Source organism: Tersicoccus phoenicis, assembly GCF_001968835.1.
GTDB lineage: Bacteria > Actinomycetota > Actinomycetes > Actinomycetales > Micrococcaceae > Tersicoccus > Tersicoccus phoenicis.
In genome coordinates this window covers 121,342-143,014 of sequence record NZ_MRDE01000072.1, presented here as the reverse complement: position 1 = coordinate 143,014, position 21,673 = coordinate 121,342, and the positions used below count along the sequence as shown (strand labels likewise).

General features: G+C 71.6%; 17 protein-coding genes, 1 tRNA gene and 1 other RNA gene. 8 read left to right on the top strand and 11 right to left on the bottom strand.

The window, feature by feature from the left end:
* Positions 1-35: 35 nt before the first annotated feature.
* On the bottom strand, positions 36-1,637 hold the full coding sequence (locus BKD30_RS11785) for an amidohydrolase (protein ID WP_076704828.1): 1,602 nt from the start codon (positions 1,635-1,637) through the stop codon (positions 36-38).
* Between the two features lie 176 nt (positions 1,638-1,813).
* On the opposite strand from BKD30_RS11785, the gene BKD30_RS16210 reads away from it, so the two are divergent.
* Positions 1,814-2,032 carry a hypothetical protein gene (locus tag BKD30_RS16210; RefSeq protein WP_076704827.1) on the top strand — a complete coding sequence of 73 codons (219 nt, stop codon included), beginning with the start codon at positions 1,814-1,816 and terminating at the stop codon, positions 2,030-2,032.
* A gap of 7 nt (positions 2,033-2,039) precedes the next feature.
* Here the strand turns inward: BKD30_RS16210 and BKD30_RS11775 are convergent, their stop codons facing one another.
* The 6 genes from BKD30_RS11775 to ffs all read right to left on the bottom strand — a co-directional run bounded on the left by BKD30_RS11775 (position 2,040) and on the right by ffs (position 10,000).
* Positions 2,040-2,960, bottom strand: a complete 921-nt coding sequence (locus BKD30_RS11775) for a 3-methyladenine DNA glycosylase (protein WP_076704826.1) — start codon at positions 2,958-2,960, stop codon at positions 2,040-2,042.
* Positions 2,957-4,585, bottom strand: coding sequence for a Na+/H+ antiporter (locus tag BKD30_RS11770; RefSeq protein ID WP_076704825.1), 1,629 nt, complete (start codon positions 4,583-4,585; stop codon positions 2,957-2,959). The genes BKD30_RS11775 and BKD30_RS11770 overlap by 4 nt, the downstream gene beginning before the upstream one ends.
* A 39-nt stretch (positions 4,586-4,624) precedes the next feature.
* The gene (locus tag BKD30_RS11765; protein WP_083956386.1) at positions 4,625-5,908 is read right to left on the bottom strand and encodes an aspartate kinase; all 1,284 of its coding nucleotides are present in this window, start codon (positions 5,906-5,908) and stop codon (positions 4,625-4,627) included.
* Between the two features lie 219 nt (positions 5,909-6,127).
* A complete protein-coding gene (recR, locus tag BKD30_RS11760; RefSeq protein ID WP_076704823.1) occupies positions 6,128-6,721 on the bottom strand; it encodes a recombination mediator RecR in 594 nt (197 codons plus the stop codon).
* 53 nt (positions 6,722-6,774) lie between these two features.
* On the bottom strand, positions 6,775-9,822 hold the full coding sequence (locus tag BKD30_RS11755; protein ID WP_083956385.1) for a DNA polymerase III subunit gamma and tau: 3,048 nt from the start codon (positions 9,820-9,822) through the stop codon (positions 6,775-6,777).
* Positions 9,823-9,903: 81 nt separating this feature from the next.
* An RNA gene (ffs, locus tag BKD30_RS11750) (signal recognition particle sRNA small type) lies at positions 9,904-10,000 on the bottom strand.
* A 203-nt stretch (positions 10,001-10,203) separates the two neighbouring features.
* Here ffs and BKD30_RS11745 point away from each other — a divergent pair.
* Together BKD30_RS11745 and BKD30_RS11740 are read left to right on the top strand one after the other, a co-directional pair.
* Complete coding sequence (locus BKD30_RS11745) at positions 10,204-10,515, top strand: hypothetical protein (protein WP_235861656.1); 312 nt, start codon at positions 10,204-10,206, stop codon at positions 10,513-10,515.
* Positions 10,516-10,585: 70 nt separating this feature from the next.
* Positions 10,586-10,673 (top strand) — tRNA-Ser (locus tag BKD30_RS11740).
* A 94-nt stretch (positions 10,674-10,767) separates the two neighbouring features.
* On the opposite strand, the gene BKD30_RS11735 is transcribed toward BKD30_RS11740, so the two are convergent.
* Together BKD30_RS11735 and BKD30_RS11730 are read right to left on the bottom strand one after the other, a co-directional pair.
* Positions 10,768-11,055: a YrhK family protein gene (locus BKD30_RS11735; protein WP_076704973.1), complete on the bottom strand. Its 288-nt coding sequence runs from the start codon at positions 11,053-11,055 to the stop codon at positions 10,768-10,770.
* A gap of 82 nt (positions 11,056-11,137) precedes the next feature.
* Positions 11,138-12,040: a hypothetical protein gene (locus BKD30_RS11730; RefSeq protein ID WP_076704820.1), complete on the bottom strand. Its 903-nt coding sequence runs from the start codon at positions 12,038-12,040 to the stop codon at positions 11,138-11,140.
* Between the two features lie 132 nt (positions 12,041-12,172).
* Between BKD30_RS11730 and BKD30_RS11725 the strand changes: the two genes are divergently transcribed.
* The gene (locus BKD30_RS11725) at positions 12,173-12,472 is read left to right on the top strand and encodes a type II toxin-antitoxin system VapB family antitoxin (RefSeq protein WP_076704819.1); all 300 of its coding nucleotides are present in this window, start codon (positions 12,173-12,175) and stop codon (positions 12,470-12,472) included.
* Between the two features lie 50 nt (positions 12,473-12,522).
* Positions 12,523-13,161 (top strand): LytR C-terminal domain-containing protein, encoded by a 639-nt coding sequence (locus BKD30_RS11720; protein WP_076704818.1) that lies wholly within the window; start codon positions 12,523-12,525, stop codon positions 13,159-13,161.
* Between the two features lie 102 nt (positions 13,162-13,263).
* Here BKD30_RS11720 and BKD30_RS11715 read toward each other — a convergent pair whose 3' ends face one another.
* Together BKD30_RS11715 and BKD30_RS11710 are read right to left on the bottom strand one after the other, a co-directional pair.
* Positions 13,264-17,286: a S8 family serine peptidase gene (locus tag BKD30_RS11715; protein ID WP_083956383.1), complete on the bottom strand. Its 4,023-nt coding sequence runs from the start codon at positions 17,284-17,286 to the stop codon at positions 13,264-13,266.
* A gap of 242 nt (positions 17,287-17,528) precedes the next feature.
* Complete coding sequence (locus BKD30_RS11710; RefSeq protein ID WP_076704816.1) at positions 17,529-18,377, bottom strand: hydroxymethylpyrimidine/phosphomethylpyrimidine kinase; 849 nt, start codon at positions 18,375-18,377, stop codon at positions 17,529-17,531.
* 202 nt (positions 18,378-18,579) lie between these two features.
* On the opposite strand from BKD30_RS11710, the gene BKD30_RS11705 reads away from it, so the two are divergent.
* Genes BKD30_RS11705 through BKD30_RS11695 form a run of 3 tightly spaced genes read left to right on the top strand, consistent with a single transcriptional unit; the run spans position 18,580 to position 21,625 of the window.
* Positions 18,580-19,296 carry a queuosine precursor transporter gene (locus tag BKD30_RS11705; RefSeq protein WP_076704815.1) on the top strand — a complete coding sequence of 239 codons (717 nt, stop codon included), beginning with the start codon at positions 18,580-18,582 and terminating at the stop codon, positions 19,294-19,296.
* 53 nt (positions 19,297-19,349) lie between these two features.
* Complete coding sequence (locus BKD30_RS11700) at positions 19,350-20,039, top strand: ABC transporter ATP-binding protein (RefSeq protein WP_076704814.1); 690 nt, start codon at positions 19,350-19,352, stop codon at positions 20,037-20,039.
* Positions 20,036-21,625: a DUF6297 family protein gene (locus tag BKD30_RS11695; protein WP_076704813.1), complete on the top strand. Its 1,590-nt coding sequence runs from the start codon at positions 20,036-20,038 to the stop codon at positions 21,623-21,625. Before BKD30_RS11700 ends, BKD30_RS11695 begins: the two co-directional genes overlap by 4 nt.
* The last annotated feature ends 48 nt before the right edge of the window (positions 21,626-21,673 follow it).

Here is a 21,673-nt window from a genome sequence, read left to right as displayed (position 1 = left end):
CACCGGGAACCGGACGCGACGTACCGGTGCCGGGCTCAGGCCCGGTACCGGATCACGCCGTCGACGACGGTGGCTCGGACGGTCGCGTCCCGGACGGCGTCGCTGGTGGCCGTCAACGGATCGATGTCCAGGGCGACGAAGTCGGCGAGCATGCCGGGTGCAAGCGTGCCCTTGATCGTCGACTCCCCGGACGCGGCGGCGGCACCGGTGGTGTAGGCGGCGAGCGCCTCCCGGGGGGTCAGCCGCTCGGCCGGTTGCCATCGCCCGGGTCGGCCGTCCGGGCCCCAGCGGGCGACGGCGGCGGCGATGCCGTGCAGGGGGCGGGGCGCCTCGACCGGGGCGTCGGAGCCGAAGGCGAGCGTGACGCCCGCGTCGAGGACGGATCGCCACGCGTAGGCGGCCAGGCCGTCGTCGGGCACGAAGTGGCGCAGGGACAGGTCGGGGGCGTAGTGCTGGGGCTGCATGGAGGCGACCACTCCCAGGGCCGCCAGCCGATCCAGATCCGGTCGGCGGATGAACTGGACGTGCTCGATGCGGTGCCGCAGCCGGTGCTCCCGGGTCAGGTCGGCGGCGCGCGCGAAGGCGTCCAGCACCTGGCCGTTCGCCCGATCGCCGATCGCGTGCACGGCCGCCGCGATCCCGTGGGAGGCCGCGTGGGTCAGGAGTGCGTCGAGCTGTGCCGGTGCGGTGACCTCGACCCCGTGATCGTCGCCGTTCGACGTGCCGCCGGTCGAGTCGGCGAAGGGGTGCGTCATCAGGCAGGTGTGGGAGCCGAGGGCCCCGTCGGAGAAGATCTTCACCGGCCCGATCCGGATCCACGGGTCGCCGTCGCCGGTCCGCAGCCCCGCGGCGATGTGCTCGTCCAGGTCCGCGACCGGCAGCAGCTTGTGCAGCCGCAGGTGCAGGTCACCGTCCGCCCGCAGCCGCTCGGCGGCGTGCAGCACGGTCATCCCGTCGACGTCGTGCACGCCCGTCACGCCCTGAGCGAGCAGATACCGCTGGGCGGCGCGGAACTGCTCGACGCCGTCACCACCGGCCGGGCCGTTCTGCAGCTCGCGGACGGGAAAGACCGCCGATTCCCGGAGGATGCCGGTCGCTTCGCCGGCGGCGTCGCGCACGATCTCCCCGCCGACCGGATCGGGGGTGTCCCGGGTGATCCCGAGCCGGTGCAGGGCGGCGGTGTTCGCCCAGACGGTGTGCGCGTCGGCGCTGATCAGGGTCACCGGACGCTCGCCGGTGACGGCGTCAAGACCGTACCGGTCCGGCTGCGCCGGTGGTGTCCAGTGGTTGTGGTTCCAGGACCCGCCGAACAGCCAGGCGCCGGGCGGCATCGTCCGCACGTGGGACTCGACGCGGCGCAGCGCCTCCTGCTCCGAAGCCGCGGAGCGCAGGTCGACCCCCATCAACTCCTCGGCGAACTGGGTCAGGTGCACATGCGCGTCGGTGAACCCGGGGACGACGACGCTGTCCCCGAGGTCGACGATCCGGGTGCCGGCGGGGGCGTGCGCCCGCAGCCTCGCCGGGTCTCCGGTCGCGAGGACCCGGCCGGCGCGGACGAGCAGTGCGCGCGCCGGTCCGTCGCCGGCGTCATCGGCGAGGGTGTGGACGGCGGCGGCGGTGTAGAGGGTCGTGGTCATGGGTCCTTCCGGGTCGGCTCCCAGTCTGGCGCACGCCCGGACGACTCCGGTCGCTACCGGTGATCCCGGTCGGGTGGGTGCCGGGGCGGTCACCCGGGCTCGACGACGCAGGACCGGACCGCGATCGGCGGCCGACCGGAAAGGTTCCTCGCCGAGGGCGCGGCTAGGCTGAGGCCATGGGCGAGGAATCGAAGTCAGCGTTGCCGTTCATCCTGGCCGGCGCCGTCGCCGTCGGCCTCGGCGGGATCCTGTTCTCGCAGGCGCGCCGGCAGCGCGAGGACGAGAACCGCCGGCGGGCCCAGGAGTCGCTGCGAGCGGCGCAGCAGCGGCACGGGGAGCACCCGTTGCGTCGGCCGGACCCCGCGACACCGTCCGCGACGGACCGGCCCGCCTGAGCCGGCGTCACCGCACGAACGCCGCCAGCGAATCCAGTGCGGCCAGCAGGCGCTGCCGCAGCTCGGCCCCCCGGTCGGCGAATCCGCGCTGGGCTGCCACGTACTCCCCCTTGCCCGCGGGCGTCTCGATCGGCACAGCGGTCAGGCCGTGTCCGGTGAGGTCGTAGGGGGAGGCCCGCATGTCGATCTCGCGCACGTCCGCCGCGAGGTCCAGACAGTCGAGCACCAGCTCACCGGGGACCACCGGCAGCAGCGTGTACGCCCACTTGTACAGGTCCATCGTGGCGTGCAGGCAGCCGGGCTGGTCGAGTTCGACCTGCCGCTCCCGCGTGGGGTGCAGCTCGTTGCGCGGCACCGCCTCGTCGGTGAAGAAGCGGAACGCGTCGATGTGCGTGCAGCGGAGCCGGTGGGACTCGACGACGGCGTCCGTGCCCGCCGCGCCCAGCCGCAGGGGCAGCGCCTCATGCCTCCGGTCGCCCGCGTCCTGCCGATACACCATCGCCCACTCATGCAGGCCGAAGCAGCCGAACTGACCGGGCCGCGACGCTGTCGAGCGCAACAGCCGCCCGACGAAGGCGACGGTCACCGACCGCCGGGTCAGGAAGCCGTCCACGTCCACGGTCACGGCCGGCTCGTCCGCGGTCAAGCCCAGCCCGGCTCGCTCCGCGACGTCCAGTGACCGGTAGTCCCTCCAACCGGCCCGCTCGGTGGCCGACCGACCGGTGACGACGACGCCGGCCCCGGGGTGCCAGCGTTCGAGCCGGCCGGGGGTGAGGGCGTAGTAGGTGAAGAGGAAGTCCTCGACCGGGTGTTTCACCCCGGCGGAGCGGCGCTCCCGGTGCGCAACGGTGTACCGGGCGGCCCGGTTCCGGTGCGCGGCGGCCCGCTGCTCGCCGTCCGGCGCGGTCAGGAGCGTGAGCGGCCTCATGACCGCATCCGGGCGAGCCAGGAGTGGTCCATGGCGAGCTCTTCTGCGTCGATCTCGAGCAGCACCTGCCGCATCACCTCGTCGTCGATCGTGCCGGCGTCGCGCTCGTCCATCAGCACGTCGCGGCGGATCCGGAGCAGGTCCCGGCGCAGCCCCTCGAACGCCGCTGCCGCGGTCGCCGACGCGGTCGCCGACTCCTCCTCCGCGTCGACGGCCGACCGCACCTGACCGGTGCGGTCGCGGGCCAGTTGCTCCAGGCGCCCGATGAACTGATCGGTCTTCTGACGACCGTACCGAGCGTCCCACTGGTCACGGTGATCGTGCAGGTGCGCCAGCGCCCGGTCGGTCGTCCGTTCGAACACGACCAGCTCGGCGGCCAGCTGCCGGCGCCTCCGGCCCGGGTCTGCGACGCCCATCCGGCGGATCAGCCAGGGCAGAGTCAGCCCCTGCAGCAGCAGACTGCCGACCGTGACGGTGAACGCGGTGATGACGATGGTGCTGTGGCCGGGGAAGGCCTCGCCCGTGGCCGTGGTCTGGGGTACCGACGCCGACGCGGCGAGCGTGACGACGCCGCGCATGCCGGTCCAGGAGACCACGGTGGTCTCCTGCCAGGTGAGGCGGTCCTGCCGACGTCGGGAGGGCAGCCGGCGGCCGATCAGCTCGGTGCCGAACACGAACGCCGGTCGAACCAGCAGGCACACGGCCAACAGGACGAGGGCGACGACGGCGGAAGGCCACAGCCCCTCGGAGCTGTCGGCCGCCTCCTCGACGACGCCCGGCAGTTGCAGCCCGATGAGCGCGAAGACGAAGGCTTCCAGAAGCACATCGGTGGCCGCCCAGATGGGCTGCTCCTGCAACCGGGTCGCGTACCCGGAGCGCGGTGAGTGGTAGCCGACGAACAGACCGGCGGCGACGGCGGCGAGCACGCCGGAGCCACCGAGCTGATCGGCAGCGGTGTAGGCGACGAAGGGTAACAGCAGGCTGAGGACGGTCTCGATGACGGCATCGTTCAGCCGGGCCCGGACGAGATGCACGATGTAACCCAGCGCCAGGCCGACTGGGATGCCGACGACGACGGCGATGACGAAGGTGGCTATCCCTTCACCGGCGCGGGTGGGCAGGGCCACCCCGGCGAGGAAGACCTTGAACAGGGTCAGGGCGGCGGCGTCGTTGATCAAGGACTCGCCGGAGAGCACCGTCATGACGCGCCGGGGCAGGCCCAGTTTCTTGCCGATCGCGGCCGCCGAGACGGCGTCGGGAGGGGCGACGATCGCCCCGAGCAGGAGGGCTGCCGGCAGCGTCAACTCGGGGACGATCCAGAACGCGATCAGACCGGCGACGACGGCGGTGACCGCCACGAGGCCGATCCCGAGCTTGGTGATCTGGCGGAGCGACTGGTGGAAGTCCTGATAGGAGATGTCCAGGGCGGCCGAGTACAGCAACGGCGGCAGCACGATGGTGAGGATGACCTCGGAGTCGAACCGGAAGTCGGGCAGTCCGGGGACGGCCGACGCGGCGAGAGCGACGGCGACGACCAGGAGCGGGGCGGGGAACTTCAGCCGCCGGGCCACGGCGGTCACGGCGAGCGAAGCCAGGAGCAGGAGGAGCAGGGTGGTCAGTTCCATGGCGCCTCCCGGACGGTCAATCCTCTCTGGGGCGTGGTGTCAGCGGCCCGTGCCGCCGTGCACGGTGGCCGTGGTCTCACTGTCCAGCCCGAACGCCTGATGCACGGCGCGGACGGCCTCGTCGAGCGAGTCGGCCCGCGTGACCACGGAGATCCGGATCTCCGAGGTGGAGATCATCTCGATGTTGATGCCGGCGCGGGACAGTGCGGAGAAGAACTGGCTGGAGACGCCCGGGTTCGAGCGCATCGCGGCACCGACCAGCGACAGCTTGCCGATGGAGTCGTCGTAGGAGAGGGAGTCGAAACCGATCTGCCCCTGGGCCGCCTCGAGGGCCTCCAGCGCCGTCGCCCCCTGGCTCATGCCGAGGGTGAAGGAGATGTCGGTGCGGCCGCGGGTGGTGGAGATGTTCTGAACGATCATGTCGATGTTCACCTGGGCTGCGGCGATCACCTCGAAGATGCGTGCGGCCTTGCCGGGGACGTCGGGGACGCCGACGACGGTCAGCTTGGCCTCGGAGCGGTCGTGGGCGACGCCGGAGATGATGGGCTGTTCCAAGGTGATCCCTTCGCTGATGTCGTGCGCCGTGGCGGGGTCGGGAATGACCCAGGTGCCTTCGTGGTGGCTGAAGGAGGAGCGGACGTGCAGCGGCAGGCCGAAGCGACGGGCGTACTCGACCGAGCGCAGGTGCAGGACCTTCGCGCCGGACGCGGCCATCTCCAGCATCTCCTCGCTGCTGATCCGACCGATCTTCTGCGCGTTGGGCACGATCCGCGGGTCCGCGGTGTAGACGCCGTCCACGTCGGTGTAGATCTCGCAGACGTCGGCGTGCAGGGCGGCGGCGAGGGCGACGGCGGTGGTGTCCGAGCCGCCGCGGCCGAGCGTGGTGATGTCGTTGGTGGACCGGCTCATCCCCTGGAACCCGGCGACGATGGCGATGTTCCCCTTGTCGACGGACGTGCGGATCCGGTGCGGATCGACCTCGACGAGACGGGCACGGCCGTGCAGGCTGTCGGTGATCAGGCCGGCCTGACTGCCGGTGAACGACTGTGCCCTGGCGCCGAGGTCGGAGACGGCCATCGCGAGCAGCGCCATGGAGATCCGCTCACCGGCGGTGAGCAGCATGTCCATCTCGCGGGCCGGGGGCGCGGCGGTGAGTTGCTCGGCCAGGTCCAGCAGTTCATCGGTGGTGTCACCCATCGCGGAGACGACGACGACGACGTCGTGCCCGGCGCGCTGGGTGTCCACGACCCGGCGGGCGACGCGCTTGACGCCCTCGGCGTCGGCGACGGAGGAACCGCCGTACTTCTGGACGATCAGGCTCACGGGCGTTGCGCTCCTGCCACGGCTCACGGACACGGGGGCGGGCCACGCGCGGCGGGCGCGCGGACGCCACGGAAAGTGTAGTCCGGCCGCCCGGAGGGGCCTCAATCGCGTCCGGAGTGTGGCCGTCCGGCTCGGTGCGGGTTGGCCGGGACGGACCGTGGGTACGTCGGGTCGCCGGCACGAGCTCCCGGGTGGGGCTGCCGGATCGACGGCCGCGATTCAGAGGTTGCGGCGGCCCTCGAAGGCGCGGCCGAGGGTGACCTCGTCGGCGTACTCGAGGTCCCCGCCCACGGGCAGGCCCGAGGCCAGCCGGGTCACCCGGATGCCGAGGGTGGAGAGCATCCGGCCGAGGTAGGTGGCGGTGGCCTCCCCCTCGAGGTTGGGGTCCGTGGCGATGATGACCTCGGTGACGGCGTCGTCGGAGAGCCGGTTGAGCAATTCCCGGATACGCAGCTGCTCCGGACCGACGCCGCCGATGGGGTTGATGGCGCCACCGAGCACGTGGTAGCGGCCGCGGTAGGCGCGGGTCCGCTCGACCGCCATCACGTCCTTGGACTCCTCGACCACGCAGATGGCGCTCGGATCGCGGCGCGGGTCGCGGCAGATCGAGCAGGTCTCGGACTCGGAGACGTTCCCGCAGATCGAGCAGAACTTGACCCGCTCCTTGACATCGGTGATGGCGGTGGCGAGCCGGCGCATGTCCGCTCCGTCCGCCTCGAGGATGTGGAACGCGATGCGCTGAGCGGACTTGGGGCCGATGCCGGGAAGGCGTCCGAGCTCGTCGATCAGCTCCTGGACGGCTCCTTCGTACACGGTCTCACCTTATCCTTCACGGGTGCGGGGGTGCGGGGGTGCGGGGGTGCGGGTCAGTCCCGTAACAGCTCGCGCTCGTCGACGAGCTGGGCACCGAGCACGCGTTCGGCGGCGGCGCGGCCGGCGCGGCCCGAGTCCTCGAGCACCTGGTCATCCTCGCTGGGGATGTCCTCCAGCGGCGTCGGCACCGCCACGGATCCGGCCGCCGCGGGCCGTTCCGCGGGTGCCGCCGTCCCGGGCGATGACGCGCTCGTCGACCGGTCCGGTTCGATCCTGTCGGCGTCACCACCGGTGGGGTCCGATCGGGTGCGGTCGCTCAGGGAAGACGGTGACGGTCGCACGGGCGCCTCGGACGACGTGCCGGGGAGCGTGCGTGCCGGTGCCTCGGCGGAGGATGTGCCGGGGACCGTGCCTGCCGGTGCCTCGGCGGAGGATGTGCTGGGCGCGGGGCGTGCCGGTGCCTCGGCGGAGGAGACCCGCCCGTTGGTCGGCGCAGGGCGCGCCGTTCGGGACGTCCCCGGAACCGGTTCTGTGGGTGCGGGAGCCGGGGGGCGCAGCGCGGAAGTCCCGCGGCCGGGACCCGGGAACCCGTCGTCGGGGAACGGCGGCTCCTCGGGACCGGGCTCGTCCGGGAGAGGAGGCTCGTCGTGCCCCGGGTCCGGGCGTGCCGGGACCGGCGCAGCGGCTCCCGCGTGAACGGACCCGGCCGTCGGCGTCGAACCCGCTTGGGCTGAGGATGCAGGAGGCTGCGGTGATGCGGCGGACGCCGCGGGCACGGGCCCGGACGGCGACCACACCCGCTCCCGAGGATTCGTGTCCGCCTTCTCGGTCCGGCCCGCTCGGGTGTCGCGATCGGCCGGCACCATGTCGGGCCGGGACGCGCGCTCGACCGTCCGGGCAGCCGGATCCGCCGTGACCGGACGGGTGGAACCGGTCGGATCCCCCGCGACGGGACGGCCGGAAGCGGCCGGACGCGCGCCGCGGCCGGTCGATTCAGCCGGTGCTTTTGGGCGGCCACCCCCGTCCGCGGTCTCGTCATTCCTGGCACCACCGGAGGGCGGCGCCGAGCCCGGATGAACGGCGGCGACGCGAACCTGGAGCCCGAGAACGGAGCCGAGGGCATCCCGTACGTGCTCCTCGTGCCGACCGAACTGGTCCGCGATGCCCGAGGTCGGGAACTCGAGGTAGAGCGTGTTGTCCCGCAACGCGCGGACGGTGCCGTTCTGGCTCACCAGGATCCAGGCCACCTTCTTGGTGCGGCTCAGTGCCTCGAGCACCTCGGGCCACGCCCGGCGCACCATGTCCACGTCCGCACCGGAAGTACCGCCGGGTGCCGGTGCATCGGCGCCGGTCTCCGCGCTTCCGGCAGCTGCCGCCGCCGCGGGCGCGGCCTGTTCCTCTCGCCGGGTCTCGTCGTCCTCGGCGGCGGCGTTCCCACCGGGACGGCGAGAGGCCGGAGGTTCGGGCAGGTCGTCGGCGGCCACCGGCTCCGCCGCGACCGGGGATGCGTCGTGATCGGTGGGCACGTCGTGGTCATCGACCACGGGCTGCTCCGCCCCGGCCTCGTCGACGGGGGCCGGCGCGGGGCAGGCCGGCGCAGGACGGGCGGGCGCCGGGCGCGCGGGGGACGTGGCCGGAGCTTCCGGCGCGCCGGGCGTGCCCGCGCGGTCCCGGCCCTCCGTCCTGCCGGCAGCAGTGGGCCCGGAGGCGCTGTCGAATCCGGACCCGACAGCGCGGTTCGCTGGTTTGTCGACGACGTGGTGGGTTCCGCGAGCCGGGTCCGGGGCGGAAGCCTCGTCGGCGCTACCCGCGGAAGGTGCCCCGTCGGTCGCGGTGGCCGCGGGAGCACCGGCACCGGGTGTGAGGCCCACGTGATCACTGCCGTGTTCCGCGGCACCGGAGATGGCGCTCGCCGGCCCTCGCCCGGCGTCGGGCGCGGCGTAGTTCAGGCGTCGCTCGATCCGGTCCACCCGGGCGGCGACCCCCCGCTCGCCGACCTCGGCGCCGGGCAGCAGCAACCGCGCGCACAGCAGCTCGAGGTGCAGGCGGGGGGAGGTGGCGCCGGTCATCTCGGTCAGGGCCGCGTTGGTGATGTCGGCCGCGCGGGACAGCTCCGCCCGGCTGAGCTGGCGGGCCTGGTGCTGCATCCGGGCGATCGCGTCCTCGGGGACGGCGCGCAGCACGTGGCGGGCGGACTCGTCCATGGCACCGACGATGATCAGGTCACGGAACCGCTCGAGCAGGTCCTCGACGAATCGGCGGGGGTCGTGTCCCGTCTGGATCACCCGATCCACTGCCCCGAACACCGTGGCTGCGTCCCCGGCGGAGAGGGAGTCGACGACGTCGTCGAGCAGGGAGGCGTGCGTGTAGCCGAGCAGGTCGATGGCCATCTCGTAGCTCAGGCCCTCGTCCGCGGCACCGGCCATCAACTGGTCCAGGACGGAGAGCGTGTCCCGGACCGAGCCGCCGCCGGCGCGGATCACCAGGGAGAGCACGCCCGGGGCCACCGGCACGTTCTCCTCGGCGCACAGCCGTTCGAGGTACGCGAGCAGGGGCTCCGGCGGGACCAACCGGAACGGGTAGTGATGCGTGCGGGACCGGATGGTGCCGATCACCTTGTCCGGCTCGGTCGTGGCGAAGATGAAGAGGATGTGCTCGGGCGGTTCCTCGACGATCTTGAGCAGCGCGTTGAAGCCGGCCGACGTGACCATGTGCGCCTCGTCGATGATGAAGACCTTGTAGCGGTCGCGCACCGGGGCGAACGTCGCCCGCTCGCGCAGATCCCGCGCGTCGTCGACGCCGCCGTGACTCGCGGCGTCGATCTCGATGACGTCCAGGCTGCCGGCCCCGTCGCGCGCCAGTTCCCGGCAGCTGTCGCACACGCCGCACGGAGTGTCGGTGGGACCCTGAGCGCAGTTCAGACAGCGGGCCAGGATCCGGGCGGAGGTGGTCTTGCCGCACCCGCGCGGTCCGGAGAAGAGATAGGCGTGGTTGACCCTGTTCTTCCGCAGCGCCGTCATCAGCGGCTCGGTGACGTGCTCCTGGCCGATGACGTCGGCGAACGTCTCGGGACGGTAGCGGCGGTACAGGGCTGTGCTCACGGATGAAACCCTATCGACTGGCACTGACGGAACTGGCCGGCCGGTGACGGTGCTCGGGACGGGCCGCCACGGGCGCAGAAACGTAGAGACCCCTCGCACACCCGCCAGAGCCCGTTTACCCTTGCTACCTTCCGGTCCTGGGGGAGTTCAACAGGATGACGCCGCGCGAGGGGCTGCGAACAAGTCTAACGGATCCGGGCTCCACTCTCGTGCCGGGCGCCGTGACGCTGTCCTCGTCGGCCACTGGTCCCCGCGGGCGGAGGGTGGCTAGTCTGCGAGTGAGGCCGTGGCCGCGGTGACCGTCGAGCGGATCGCCACCGTGGTCGGACGACCTCGGACGTGAACCGCGACCCGCGCCAGACGCGTACGAAGGAGACGATGGTGAGCACCCCGAACGACCGGTCCCGTCCCGGTCAGTCAGACCCCGATCAGCCCGGCCTCGACGACGTGATGGAGCCCGAGGACGACGCGCTCCCCAGCCGGGACCGCAGCTACCACGGCGGCGCGAAGCCGGTCGACGACGAGGAACTCGACGAGCTGGCGGAGGCGACGGAGGAAGAGCGCGTCGATGCGGGCGTCGCCGACTACGCGCCGAGCGAGGTCCCGCCGGCCACCGACGCCCTTCCCGAGGGCGCCTCCCCGGAGGCCGAACGGGCGCAGCGTGGCCTGGACGAGGGAGGCGACGAGGCCTGACCCGCCCGGATTGGGTTGGCGGTGCGGCTATCGGGTATCGTGAGACGGTGCTCGTACGCGGGCACCACCAGGAGGATTCGCCTAGCGGCCTATGGCGCACGCCTGGAACGCGTGTTGGGTTAACGCCCTCGGGGGTTCAAATCCCCCATCCTCCGCCAGTGTGATGTCGAGGGTCCTTGTGTTGCGACAACGCAATTCAGGGACCCTCGTGCGTCCGGCCCATGTGTAGAGATCTCTGCCGCAGGTGTGGGATCAACCGTGGTGACGTTCCATGTCGGCCAGCGTGCTGATCTTGTCCAGTTTGAGGTAGTGGAGCTGACGGACGAGCCGCAACGTGGGCTTGAGCGCGAAGCAGACGGACCCGATGAGGAAGCACCACAGCGCCGGCGTCATGGCCGAGGGTGAAAAGAACAGGATGCTGCCGACGATGAAGAGGCCGGCAGCGGCGAAGTCGACGATGGTGTAGATGATTTCAATGGTGGCGTACCAGCGTGCGTGCGCTTCGCTCTTCTGGCTCTTCGAGGGATCGAACAAGCGCATCGTTTCCTCCATCTCTGTAGGACATTCTGGCCCTGCGTCCTCGGAGCCTAGCCGCTCCCCCTGATGGAGTGAGGGCTGCGGGTCAGCTGCCCAGTCGCATCTCCGCCACCCGCTCGCGCAGGAAGCGGGCGGCCGCGACGTCGGGTTCGACATCATCCACGGCTTCCACCGGGTAGGGCGGGTCCTCCCGGCGCGGCACCGGCCGCACGTCCACGTGCACGACGTCGTGACCGCGTTCGTGCAGCCAGTCGGCCATCGCGTAGTCCGACGGGGTGTCGCCCACCGTGTACCACCGCCGCGGCAGCGGCCCGTCGTCGTCAAACAGTTCCAGGGCGCGCTCCGCCCCGAGTGCCTTGCCCGACCGTTCGTGCTGGATGTCCGTGGAGATGATCGTCGGCTCGACCCGGACCGGTGTGTTGCCCTGCTCGTCGGGGTGGAACCGCCGGTCGTACACCTCGTGGATCCAGCCGATGCCCGCGTGGGTCAGGGCGGCGAGCAGCTCCGCGTCGAAGTCCGCCTGCACGCTCAGGTAGGCGTCGTTGGTCACGGCGGTCGACTGCTCGAGGGTCACCATCGCCAGCTTGCCCTCGTCCAGGAACATGTGGGTGCCGTACCGGCCCGTCAGTAACGGCCGGACGAGGTCGGTGATGAGCGCGGGCAGTCGCACCGACTCGTCGACGTGCACCGTTCCGCTCGGCTCCCCGGAGCTGAACCAGGTGCCGCCCTTCTCCCCGATCGCGTGTAGTCGCGCTCGCGGATCCATGCCGGCGTCCCGCAGGCGTGGGGTCACCTCGCGCTGCAGGAACTCGGCGGAGCGGCCGGTGTTGAAGGCCAGCGGGATCCCCGTGTTGCCCAGAGCCACCAGGTCGGTGACGATGCTCTCGACCTCGATGGTGCGGGTCACCGTGTTGGCGATCGGCCCGTCCACGTCGAGCAGGAGACCGAACGGGGCCGGCGAGGACGCGAAGGGAGGGGCGATGTCCATGGGCACCAGTGTGGCAGCCCGCCCGCGCTCGGTCCGTGCAGTGGGCCTCGGACCTGACGCCTCGTCCCGGACAGCGGGCCCCGGACCCCGCGCGAGAGGCACCGTGGTCGGGGCTGTGCCTAGCATGGTCCAATGATCTTCGCGGCGGTCGGTGAGGGCCGACCCTATCCGGACCATGGCCTGGCCACACCGAAGGACTGGGCCGCGGTCGCTCCGCGCCAGGTGCGCCTCGACCAGCTGGTCACCACCCGGCGGACCCTGGACCTGGAGGCCCTGCTCGCGGAGGACAGCACCTTCTACGGCGACCTGTTCCCGCACGTGGTCAAGTGGCGCGGGCAGCTGTACCTCGAGGACGGCCTGCACCGAGCGGTCCGCTCGGCCCTGCACCGGCGGGCGGTGATGCACGCCCGCGTGCTCGAGATCGAGGACTGAAACGGACCGAAGGTCCACGAAGCCGGACCGACGGCAGAAAGGCGGCCCCCGTGGCGCGACGGCCGCGCGACCCTCTGGACCTGCACGGTCACCACATCGTCACCAGCGAGGAGTTGCACCGCATCCTGCGGGCCGATGAGCCCGAGCGGGAACGGAACCGGCACCGTCACCGGCTGCTGCACGGCCTGGTGCTGGTCCTGACGCTGGTGGTGCTCGGCTCGGCGCTGGTCCTGGTGCTGGCCATGGTGCAGGGATACCGTCCGTTCCCCGCGTCCGCGCCGTCGACGTCCGCGTCCGCAACACCCCGGCCCACCGTGGACGCCGCCGGCTGCCCGATCGACCCGGTGGTGCCGGCGGCGGCGGGCCGGGTGCGGGTGGGGGTGTTCAACGCGACGACGACGCCGGGGTTGGCGGCCTCGGTCGCGGCGCGGCTGCGGGAGCGCGGCCTCGAGATCACCGCGGTCGGCAACCGCGCGGTGGAGGACCGCGCGCCCGTCGTCGTGGTCGCCGGCCGAGCGGGTCGATCGGCGGCGCTGACCGTGCAGCGGCAGCTTCCCGGGTCCGTCTATCGGGAGGACGAGCGGTCCGGGACGGCCGTCGACCTCGTCCTCGGCACCCGGTTCCGCCAGCTGACCGACGCCGGAGTGGTGGACACGACCGGGTCCGGCCGGCTGAGCTGTGGCCGTTGAACGCCACCGTTGCGGACGATCCCGGACAGCACCGAGGGCCGGTGACTGATCGCCACCGGCCCCCGGTTCAGCGGTCCCTCCGGGAAGGGGCCACGGGATGGATCACTCGCTCAGCTTGTACCCGGTCCAGCCGGTGCCCACGATGTTCATCGTGGTGAACGCCTTGTTGACCACCCGGTAGTTCCGCAGCTTCCCGGCGTTGTCGATGCCCAGCACGCTGAGCGAGCCGTTGCCCGTGAAGTCGGGACGGGCAACGATGTCGGACATGATCTGCCAGCCGCGACCGACCACCGGACGTGCCTCATTGAGGAAACCTCCGGCGCCGTTGCTGCGATAAACCAGAAGCTCACCGCGGGTGTTGCGAGCGACCAGATCGGTGGACCCGTCCTTGTCCCAGTCCGTGTCCGAGATCTCGAACCCGCTCCAGCCCCGCCCGATCACCGAGCTGGCACCGATCAGACCATTGGTGTTCGGGTAGTACCGCATGTCACCGTTGCTCTCGATGGTCAGGATTCCCGGAGCGCCGGTACGTGTCCACTGGGTGGCGAGAACCTTCTTGGTGGCCCACCCGGAGGAGGCGAGGGTCACCGGAGTGGCGAACCCGCCGGTCCGCACGCCCGGGTAGACCGTCAGTCGGCCGTCCTTCCACTGGGCGACGACGTCGAGCACCTGGTCGCCGTTCCAGTCGACCACCGAGGTCGACACGGCGTTCTGCCAGCCCGCACCGATCTGCTTGCGTGGCGTCACACCGCCCCGGCCGTCGGCCGGGTAAGCCCACAAGCGACCGCCCGGATCGATAGTGGTCACCGTGGAGGCCGACGGGATCGACGGCGACGCCGGCGCCGGCAGTGTGACCGGGACCACCTGCGCCTTCTCGCCGTCCGTGGCCGACAGGTCGCCGGTCGCGTTGTGCAGGTGCAGGAACAGCGCCTGTGCCGCGCCACCGGAGGCCGATCGCTGGGCCGGCAGGCCCGTGTTCGGCACGTCGGCGAACAGGACGGAACCGTCCGCGTTGCCGAACGCGACGTTCGGCTGGCTCAGGTTGTACGCGATCCAGCTAGTGGAGTCGATCGCACTGTTGCTGTAGCCGTTGAAACTGGACACGCGGTACTGGATCGGCGCCGACTTCGACAGGTCCAGGCCGTAGACACCCGCCCGCACCGGGAGGGTGAAGGCGTTGGTGTCGAAGGTGTTCGTGTCGGTCTCACCGGTCCGGCCGTTGAGCGGCCGCACATCCACCGGGTCAGCGGCGAGCTTGCCGTTCACCACCGGATACGTGGCCGCGAGGACCAGGTCCACACCGGTCTGACGGGTCGTGAAGGTGACGTAGTCCGTCTTGCCGTCCCGGTTGGTGTCCACCTCGACGTCGAACTCGGTGCTCGCGGCGATCGCCGGGTTGTTGGCCCAGGTGGAGATCCCGAAGTTGACCACACCGTCGGTCCGGGCGTTGCCGCCGGCCGCGGCGACCGCCGGGACCGAGCTGTTCGCCCCCACGTACTGCAGGTCGACGACGTCACGCTGCGGCGCGGTCGAATCCGGCAGGCGCGTGCTCGACGCCCCGAGCTGGAAGCCGCCGACGACGGCGCCGAACCCGGTCTGCGTGTTGCCCCGACCCGAGAGCGGCACCAGGGTGCTGGTCGGATTGGCGCTGAAGGACACGGTCCCGGCGGACATTGCCGACGCCGGCTTCACCGACGCGTACACCGGTACGCGCAGCACCGGCTTCGACGCGGCCGTCAGAGTCAGCCGACCGGCGGCCTCGGCCATGAACTGCCGGGCCAGGCCCTGCTGCTCCGTCTCGAGTGACGGGTCCATCGACTTGGCCAGCGCCCGAGGGTCGTTGATCGTCATCGTGATCGGGACGGTGGCCGAAGCGGCGGCCGGCACCGACACGGTGGCGGGTACCGCGTAGGCCACACCGGGCACCTGGCTGGAAGCCCGGAAGGCGGCCGCGTAGCTCACCGCGGTAGTGGTGTTGTTCCGCACCGTGACGTTCTTCGTGACCGTCACCGGCTTGTCGGTCACCTCGAGGACGCCGAAGTTGATGCTGGTCAGCGTCGGGTCGTCCGTCGCGTAGGCGTACGTCGGGGAATTGAGCGCCTCCAGGGCGTCCACCCGACCCGAACCGACCCGGTTCGGGCCGTACGGGGTGCCGTCCGCGGTGAGCACGTCCTTGTTGGCGGTGTTCATCACCAGCGCCTTGGTCTGCGTCGCCGTGAGGAACGGGTACTTGCCTCGGACCAGCGCCGCGATGCCGGCCACGTGCGGAGTCGCCATCGAGGTACCCGACTTGACGTTCGGCTTGTTACCGCTGCCCACGGCGGCGGAGCCGATCAGAGTGCCCGCGGCGGCGACATCGGGCTTGATGATGCCGTTGGAGCCGTGCACGCCACGGGAGGAGCTGGCATTGAGCTGGTCCTTCTGGCCCGAGGCGCCACCGGCGGTGCCGATGTAGTCCGGGCTCAGCCGCAGCTGCAGGGTGCCTGCGGTGGCCGCCGGGCGCAGCTTGTCGGACGAGGTCCGGTTCAGCTGGATACCCGGGATGGTGGCGTTGCCCGCGATGCCCGAGTCGAACACGTCCCGCGGCGAGTCGAGCACGACACCCGTGGCGCCGGCCTTCTCCGCGTTGTTGAACCGCGCGGCCGAACCGCACGGGAAGGAACCGTTCTCCTCCCACTGCAGCCACACCCACTTGCCGGTCAGGGACCCGGCAGGGAACGCCTGGCAGCCGAACTTGTTGGCCGCGTCCGGCACGACCACCGTGCCGGTCAGTTGCGCCTGCGTGACGCCGGCGGCGTTGTAGTCGAAGTTGGCGGAGTACTGGCCCTGCGCCTGACCGGCGACGTTCGCCGGTGCCAGGACATCGACCCGGTCGAGGGTGACCTGCGAGCCGATGCTGTTCGCCACGGTCAGGGACGACCGGGCGTTGCCCGGTGAACCGCCGATGTCGTAGCTGTCACCGGCGTTGCCGGAAGCCACCACGGAGAGAATGTTCTGATCCGTCAGATTGTCGACGATGGCGTTCTCGGGATCGTCCGTGGGGGACCAGTCGCTGCCCAGGGACATGTTCACGATCTGCGCCCGATCGCTGAAATCGCCGTCCCCGTTCGGGTCGAGGACCCGGTCCAGGGCCGAACCGACGACGTCGGACGAGCCGTCACAGCCGAAAACGCGCAGCCCGACGAGCTTGGCCTTGGGGGCCGAACCCGGGCCGATGCGCATGGCGTTGACCGTGTCGGCGGTCAGGGTGCCGTAGTCGCCGGTGAAGGTCGAGCCGTCGGCGTTCACGCCGTACCCGGCGGCGGTGCCGGCCACGTGAGTGCCGTGCCCGTTGCAGTCCAGCGGGTTGGCGTCCGGCTTCGGCACCGGCTGATACGTCGCCGAGCTGGGATCGGCGTTGTAGTCGTCGCCCACCAGGTCGTAACCACCGGCGAACTTCGCCGGGTCGTAGAGGCCGGCCGGCACCGTCGGGGAGGCCTTCGCCTGAGCGAACGCCGCCGCCGTGCCCGGGCCGCCGAAATCGGTGTGGGTGTAGTCGATACCGGTGTCGATCACGGCGATCGTCGTGCCCTCACCGGTCGCCTTCTTCTGCACCCACGAGTCCAGGGCTCGGGTGTCGATGTCCGTGCCCTTGTTGCTGGGCTTCTTCGGCACCAGCGGGGTGATCTTGACGACGTTGGCCTGCTTGGCCAAGGCGCGCAGGGCGGCCGCGTCGCCGCGCAGGGCGACACCGGGAATCGTGTTGGTGGTGGTGTAGAGCGTGCTCGCACCCGCCGCGCTCGCCGCCGACCGCGCGGCCGAGGTGATGCTGGCGCGGATGGCTTTGACCTCGGCGACCCGTGCGACCGGCTTCTGCGTGCCGCGTTTGACGCCGACGGGCTGGGTGCGGTCGAACGCACCCTGACCGGTGAACTGGACGAATACAGAAGTCTGCCCCGACGCGCTGGCGAGCCGGGGCGAGATCTTGGTGGCCTTGACGGGCTGTGACTTCAGCCCCTGGGCCGGGGGGGTGGGACCAGAATTCTGGTCGGCCATGGCGGGTGTCGCGAAACTCGTCACGAGTGCGGCACCTGTCAGGGTCGCCAGCAGGGCCCGTCCCAGGCCCCGGTTGCGCGCTCTTTTCATGCTTCTCCTCGAAGAGGGCGAGCAGAACATCGCGTCCGCGTCCGATCGGGACGCAGCGGCGCGACGGGAAGGTTCTGCTCGCGTGCGGTGATGACCCGGATGACTCCGGTGGCCGCCATCGAGCGACAGCGGTTGACTCCTACCCTGATGTCAGGTTGGTCACATGTCAACGATGCGCGGCCGGATCTTGACCGTGCCGTGACCTGCCGCAACGATGATAAGGAAGCTGCCGATCGCCCTGCTCAGCCTGCAGCGCCCTGCCACACGGCGTCGAACGGTGCGTTGGACGAGACCCGACCCTGGATCGCCGCCGTCACCAGGGATTTCGCGGTGCGGGCCGCGGTCAGCGGGTCCGCGCCCTTGCCGAGCTCCGCGGCGACCGCGGCCGCCAGCGTACAGCCCGCGCCGCTGACGGCCACGTCACCGATCTTCGGTGCCGTCAGGATGTCGACGTGGCTCCCGTCGAAGAACACGTCCTGGGCCGAGTCGCCGGCCAGCCGGACGCCGCCCTTGGCGAGCACGACGGCGCCGCTGGCGTCGTGGATGCGGCGTGCGGCCTCGGTCAGGTCCTCCACCGAGTCGATGTCCGTCATGCCGGAGAGCTGGATCGACTCGAAGTGGTTGGGCGTCACGAACGTGGCGCGCGGCAGGATGTGCTGTTTGAGTGCCTGATCGGTGTCCAGCGCGGCGCCGGGCTCCTGTCCCTTGCAGATCAGGACCGGATCGAGCACCACGGTGCGCGGCGTGTGCTCGGCGAGCCACCCGGCCACCACCTCGATGGTCGCGGGGGTGCCGAGCATGCCGATCTTCACGGTCTCGATGGTGTAGGCCGCGGAGATGGCCTCCAGCTGGTCGGTGATGACCTGCGGTTCGACCGGGACGAAGCGGTGGTTCCAGTCGTTCTTGGGGTCGAACGAGACGATGCAGGTCAGGGCGGCGATCCCGAACACCCCGGACTGCTGGAACGTCTTCAGATCGGTCTGGGCGCCGGCCCCGCCGGTCGCTTCGGACCCGGCGATGGTCAGGACGACTGCGGGCGCGTCGGGCGCGGCGGGCGCGTCGGGTGAGGCTGCAGAGGGGAGTTGTGCCATGGGCACCATTGTTCACCCTGCGGACTGCACCCGGACTGCACCCCAAGGTCGCTCCACCGCGGCGAACGACGCGTGACAGAATGGCGGTGCCCGCGAAGCGGGCGCGTCCCGACCGGGTGGCAGGCGGTCCGGCGCACAGCATCCGCATCCCGCGACACCGTCGCGTGGGTCGCCGTCGCACCCGTCTCGAGAGGCACCTGTCATGAGCGTCGCCGTCACGCCCCACCGCGCCGCGTTCGCCACCCGCAACCGCCGCTACTTCGACATCCTCGTCGCCCTGTTCTGCGTGGTCCTGATCCTGTCGAACGTCGGGGCGTCGAAGGGCGTGCTGATCGGGCCGGTGTTCGGCGACTTCACCATCGTGACCGACGGTGGGTTCTTCCTGTTCCCGCTGGCCTACGTCCTCGGCGACGTGCTCAGCGAGGTGTACGGCTTCGCGGCCGCCCGTCGCACCGTCGTCACCGGTTTCGCCCTGTCGCTGCTCGCGTCCCTGGCCTTCGTCGTCATCATCGCCCTGCCCGGATTCACGGACGCGTACGGCACCGCGAAGCAGTCCGCGCTGGAGGGCGCGCTCGGGCAGGTGCCGCAGATCGTGATCGCGAGCATGGCCGGATACGTGGTGGGCCAGCTGCTCAACTCGTGGGTGCTGGTCCGGCTCAAGGAGCGCACCGGGGAGTCGGCGCTCTGGGGTCGCCTGATCGGCTCCACGGGCGTCGGCGAGTTCGCGGACACGCTGATCTTCTGTTCCATCGCCGCCCCGGTGATCGGCATCGCCGACGCCGGCCAGTTCGTCAACTACGTCATCGCCGGGTACCTCTACAAGTGTCTGGTGGAAATCGTCGTCAGTCCGCTGACCATGCTGGTTATCCGGGTGATCAAGTCCCGCGAGCCGGACTACGCCACGCCGCCGGCGGCCTGAGGCCACGGACGCACCACCGGCCTGCCGCCCTCGCCGTTGGTAGCGTTCCTCCCATGACCGACGGACCACTGCTGACCGTGCAGGGTCTGGTCTGCGGGTACGGATCGGTGCCCGTGTGCGGTCCGGTCACCGCGTCGGTGGATGCCGGCGACGTGCTGGGCATCGTGGGGTTCAACGGGGCCGGCAAGTCCACGGTGGCCCGGACCATGATCGGTCGTCAGCCCGCGCTCGACGGCGAGAGTCGCTTCCGCGGGCTGCTCATCGACGACCGGGCAGCCTCGTTCCGGGCCGCCGTCGCGTGCGTGTTCGACCAGGACGCGTTCTTCCCCTCCCTGACCGTCGCCGAGCACCTGGAACTGGTCGCCCGCGGCCACGGCGTGCCGGACCCGGCCGGCGCCGTCGAGCGGGAGCTGGACGCCTTCGGCGTCATCGCCGTCGCCGACGCCCTGCCCACCGAGCTCTCCTCGGGCCAGCGCCGCCGCCTGCTGCTGGCCGCCGGGTTCGTCCGGCCGCGGGACCTGCTCGTTCTGGACGAGCCCGAGCAGCGGCTGGACCCCGTGATGCAGCAGGTGCTCGGCGGCCGCATCCGCGCGGTCGCCGCGGACGGGTGCGCGGTGGTGCTCGTCACCCACTCACCGGACCTGCTGCGCGCGACGGCGACCTCTTGCCTGCTGATCGACGACGAGGTGCGCCCGGTCCCGGTCGACGCCGGTGCGGCCCTCATCTCGGGGACCCGGCGGTGAGGACGCCGCAGCTCGAGGCCGGCGCCGTCACCGGCTTCGACCCCGCAGTCTTCACCCGGCGGATGTCACGGCGCCACCAGCACCGTTCCCGGATGTCGGCACTGCTCGACGGGTACACGGCGGCGTTGTCGGTCGGGGTGGCGGCGCTGTTCGGGTACGGGTTGCTCACCGCGCTGAACCAGCAGCTGGGTGCGGTGGCGGTCAGCCGCCCGGTGACCGACCCGGCCGTCGCGGTGCTCCCGCCCGCGGTGTTCCTGCCCGTGCTGGGCCTGCTGCTGGTCGCGGCCGTGGCGAACTGGGCACTGCGGCTCGGGCCCGTCGGTCCCGACGCGGCCACGCTGGCCTGGTGGATGTCGGCGCCGGTGCCCCGCTCACGCCTGCTCGAGCGGATGGGTCTGAGCCGGGTCGGCGCCGCTGCCGCCCTCGGCGCGGCGCTGTCCGCACCGGTCCTCGCGGTGGTCACCCTGGGACCCGGGTTGCTGCTCGGTGTGCTCAGCGTGGGCCTGCTCGCCGCGATCGCGACCGAGGAGGCGGTCGTGGCGCAGACCGCGGACCGGGGGCAGGTGCTGCGTCGGACGGCGACCGTGCTGGCCGTCCTCGGCGGGATCGCCGTCCTCGTCCTGTGGGTGTGCGGGTCGCTCGTGCCGTCCAGCCTGCCCCTGATCGGGCACGTCCTGGCGCTGGTGCCGACCGGGTGGTTCGTGCTCGCTGCCGAGGGGGCCGGGTGGCCGCTGCTCGTGCTCGCCGTCGTCGTCGTGCTGCTCTGGTCGGCGATACGCCCCCGGCTGGCCGAGCTGACGACCGACCAACTCGCCCGGGGCGGCGGGGCGATGACGACCCTTCGGCTCTGGGCGATGACCGGAGGTGCCGACGACCTGGTACGGACCGCGCCGACCGACGCCGTGTCCACCCGCCGGGGGCGCCCCCTGATCCGCCGGGTCGGCACGCCGTCCGGCGCCCTGCTGGTCGCGGATCTGCTCGGCACCGCCCGGCGACGCGGCTGGTCCGGCTACGCCTGGTTGCCGGCGCTCGCGTGGCTGCCGCCGCTGACTGTCGGGGGCAACGGTGTGCTTCCCGTGGCGGGAGGGATCGTGATCGTGGCGCTGGCGGGGATGAGCCGGGCCGCCCGGGGGCTGCGGGCGAGCGCGTCGGTGCCCGAGCTCGACGACCTCCTGCCGCTCTCCGCCGCCCGGACCCGGCAGTTGCACGCCCTGGTTCCAGGCGTCGTGCTGGCCGCGATGATGGCGGTCCTGTCCGGGGGTCTGGTGCTGCTCGGCGCGGCCGACGCCGGGCTGGTGCTGCTGGGCGCCGTCGCCGGACTGGGTCTGGGCGCCTGCGCGGTGCGCTCGGCGTACCGGCCGCCGGTCGACTTCTCCGCACCCCCGGTCCCGACGCCGTTCGGCTACCTGCCCGCCTCCGCCCTGGCGACCATGGGGCAGGGTCCGGATCTGGCGCTGGTCGTCCTGGTGCCGCTGGTCGTCGCCCTGCTGGCCGGGGGGACCGCACCACTCCTGCTCCTGGCGCAGGCGGTGGTCACCCTCGTCGTGGGCGTCGCCGCGACGACCCCGAGCCCGGTGAACCCGTGAGGGACGTCGGTTCCCACTCGTTCTCCGGCTTCGCGCGACTCGCACTCC

Bases quoted from the DNA above. Each gene is read 5' to 3' on its own strand.
- BKD30_RS11785 (WP_076704828.1), bottom strand. From the start codon at position 1,637: ATGACCACGACCCTCTACACCGCCGCCGCCGTCCACACCCTCGCCGAT.
- BKD30_RS16210 (WP_076704827.1), top strand. From the start codon at position 1,814: ATGGGCGAGGAATCGAAGTCAGCGTTGCCGTTCATCCTGGCCGGCGCC.
- BKD30_RS11775 (WP_076704826.1), bottom strand. From the start codon at position 2,960: ATGAGGCCGCTCACGCTCCTGACCGCGCCGGACGGCGAGCAGCGGGCC.
- BKD30_RS11770 (WP_076704825.1), bottom strand. From the start codon at position 4,585: ATGGAACTGACCACCCTGCTCCTCCTGCTCCTGGCTTCGCTCGCCGTG.
- BKD30_RS11735 (WP_076704973.1), bottom strand. From the start codon at position 11,055: ATGCGCTTGTTCGATCCCTCGAAGAGCCAGAAGAGCGAAGCGCACGCA.
- BKD30_RS11730 (WP_076704820.1), bottom strand. From the start codon at position 12,040: ATGGACATCGCCCCTCCCTTCGCGTCCTCGCCGGCCCCGTTCGGTCTC.
- BKD30_RS11725 (WP_076704819.1), top strand. From the start codon at position 12,173: ATGATCTTCGCGGCGGTCGGTGAGGGCCGACCCTATCCGGACCATGGC.
- BKD30_RS11715 (WP_083956383.1), bottom strand. From the start codon at position 17,286: ATGAAAAGAGCGCGCAACCGGGGCCTGGGACGGGCCCTGCTGGCGACC.
- BKD30_RS11710 (WP_076704816.1), bottom strand. From the start codon at position 18,377: ATGGCACAACTCCCCTCTGCAGCCTCACCCGACGCGCCCGCCGCGCCC.
- BKD30_RS11705 (WP_076704815.1), top strand. From the start codon at position 18,580: ATGAGCGTCGCCGTCACGCCCCACCGCGCCGCGTTCGCCACCCGCAAC.
- BKD30_RS11700 (WP_076704814.1), top strand. From the start codon at position 19,350: ATGACCGACGGACCACTGCTGACCGTGCAGGGTCTGGTCTGCGGGTAC.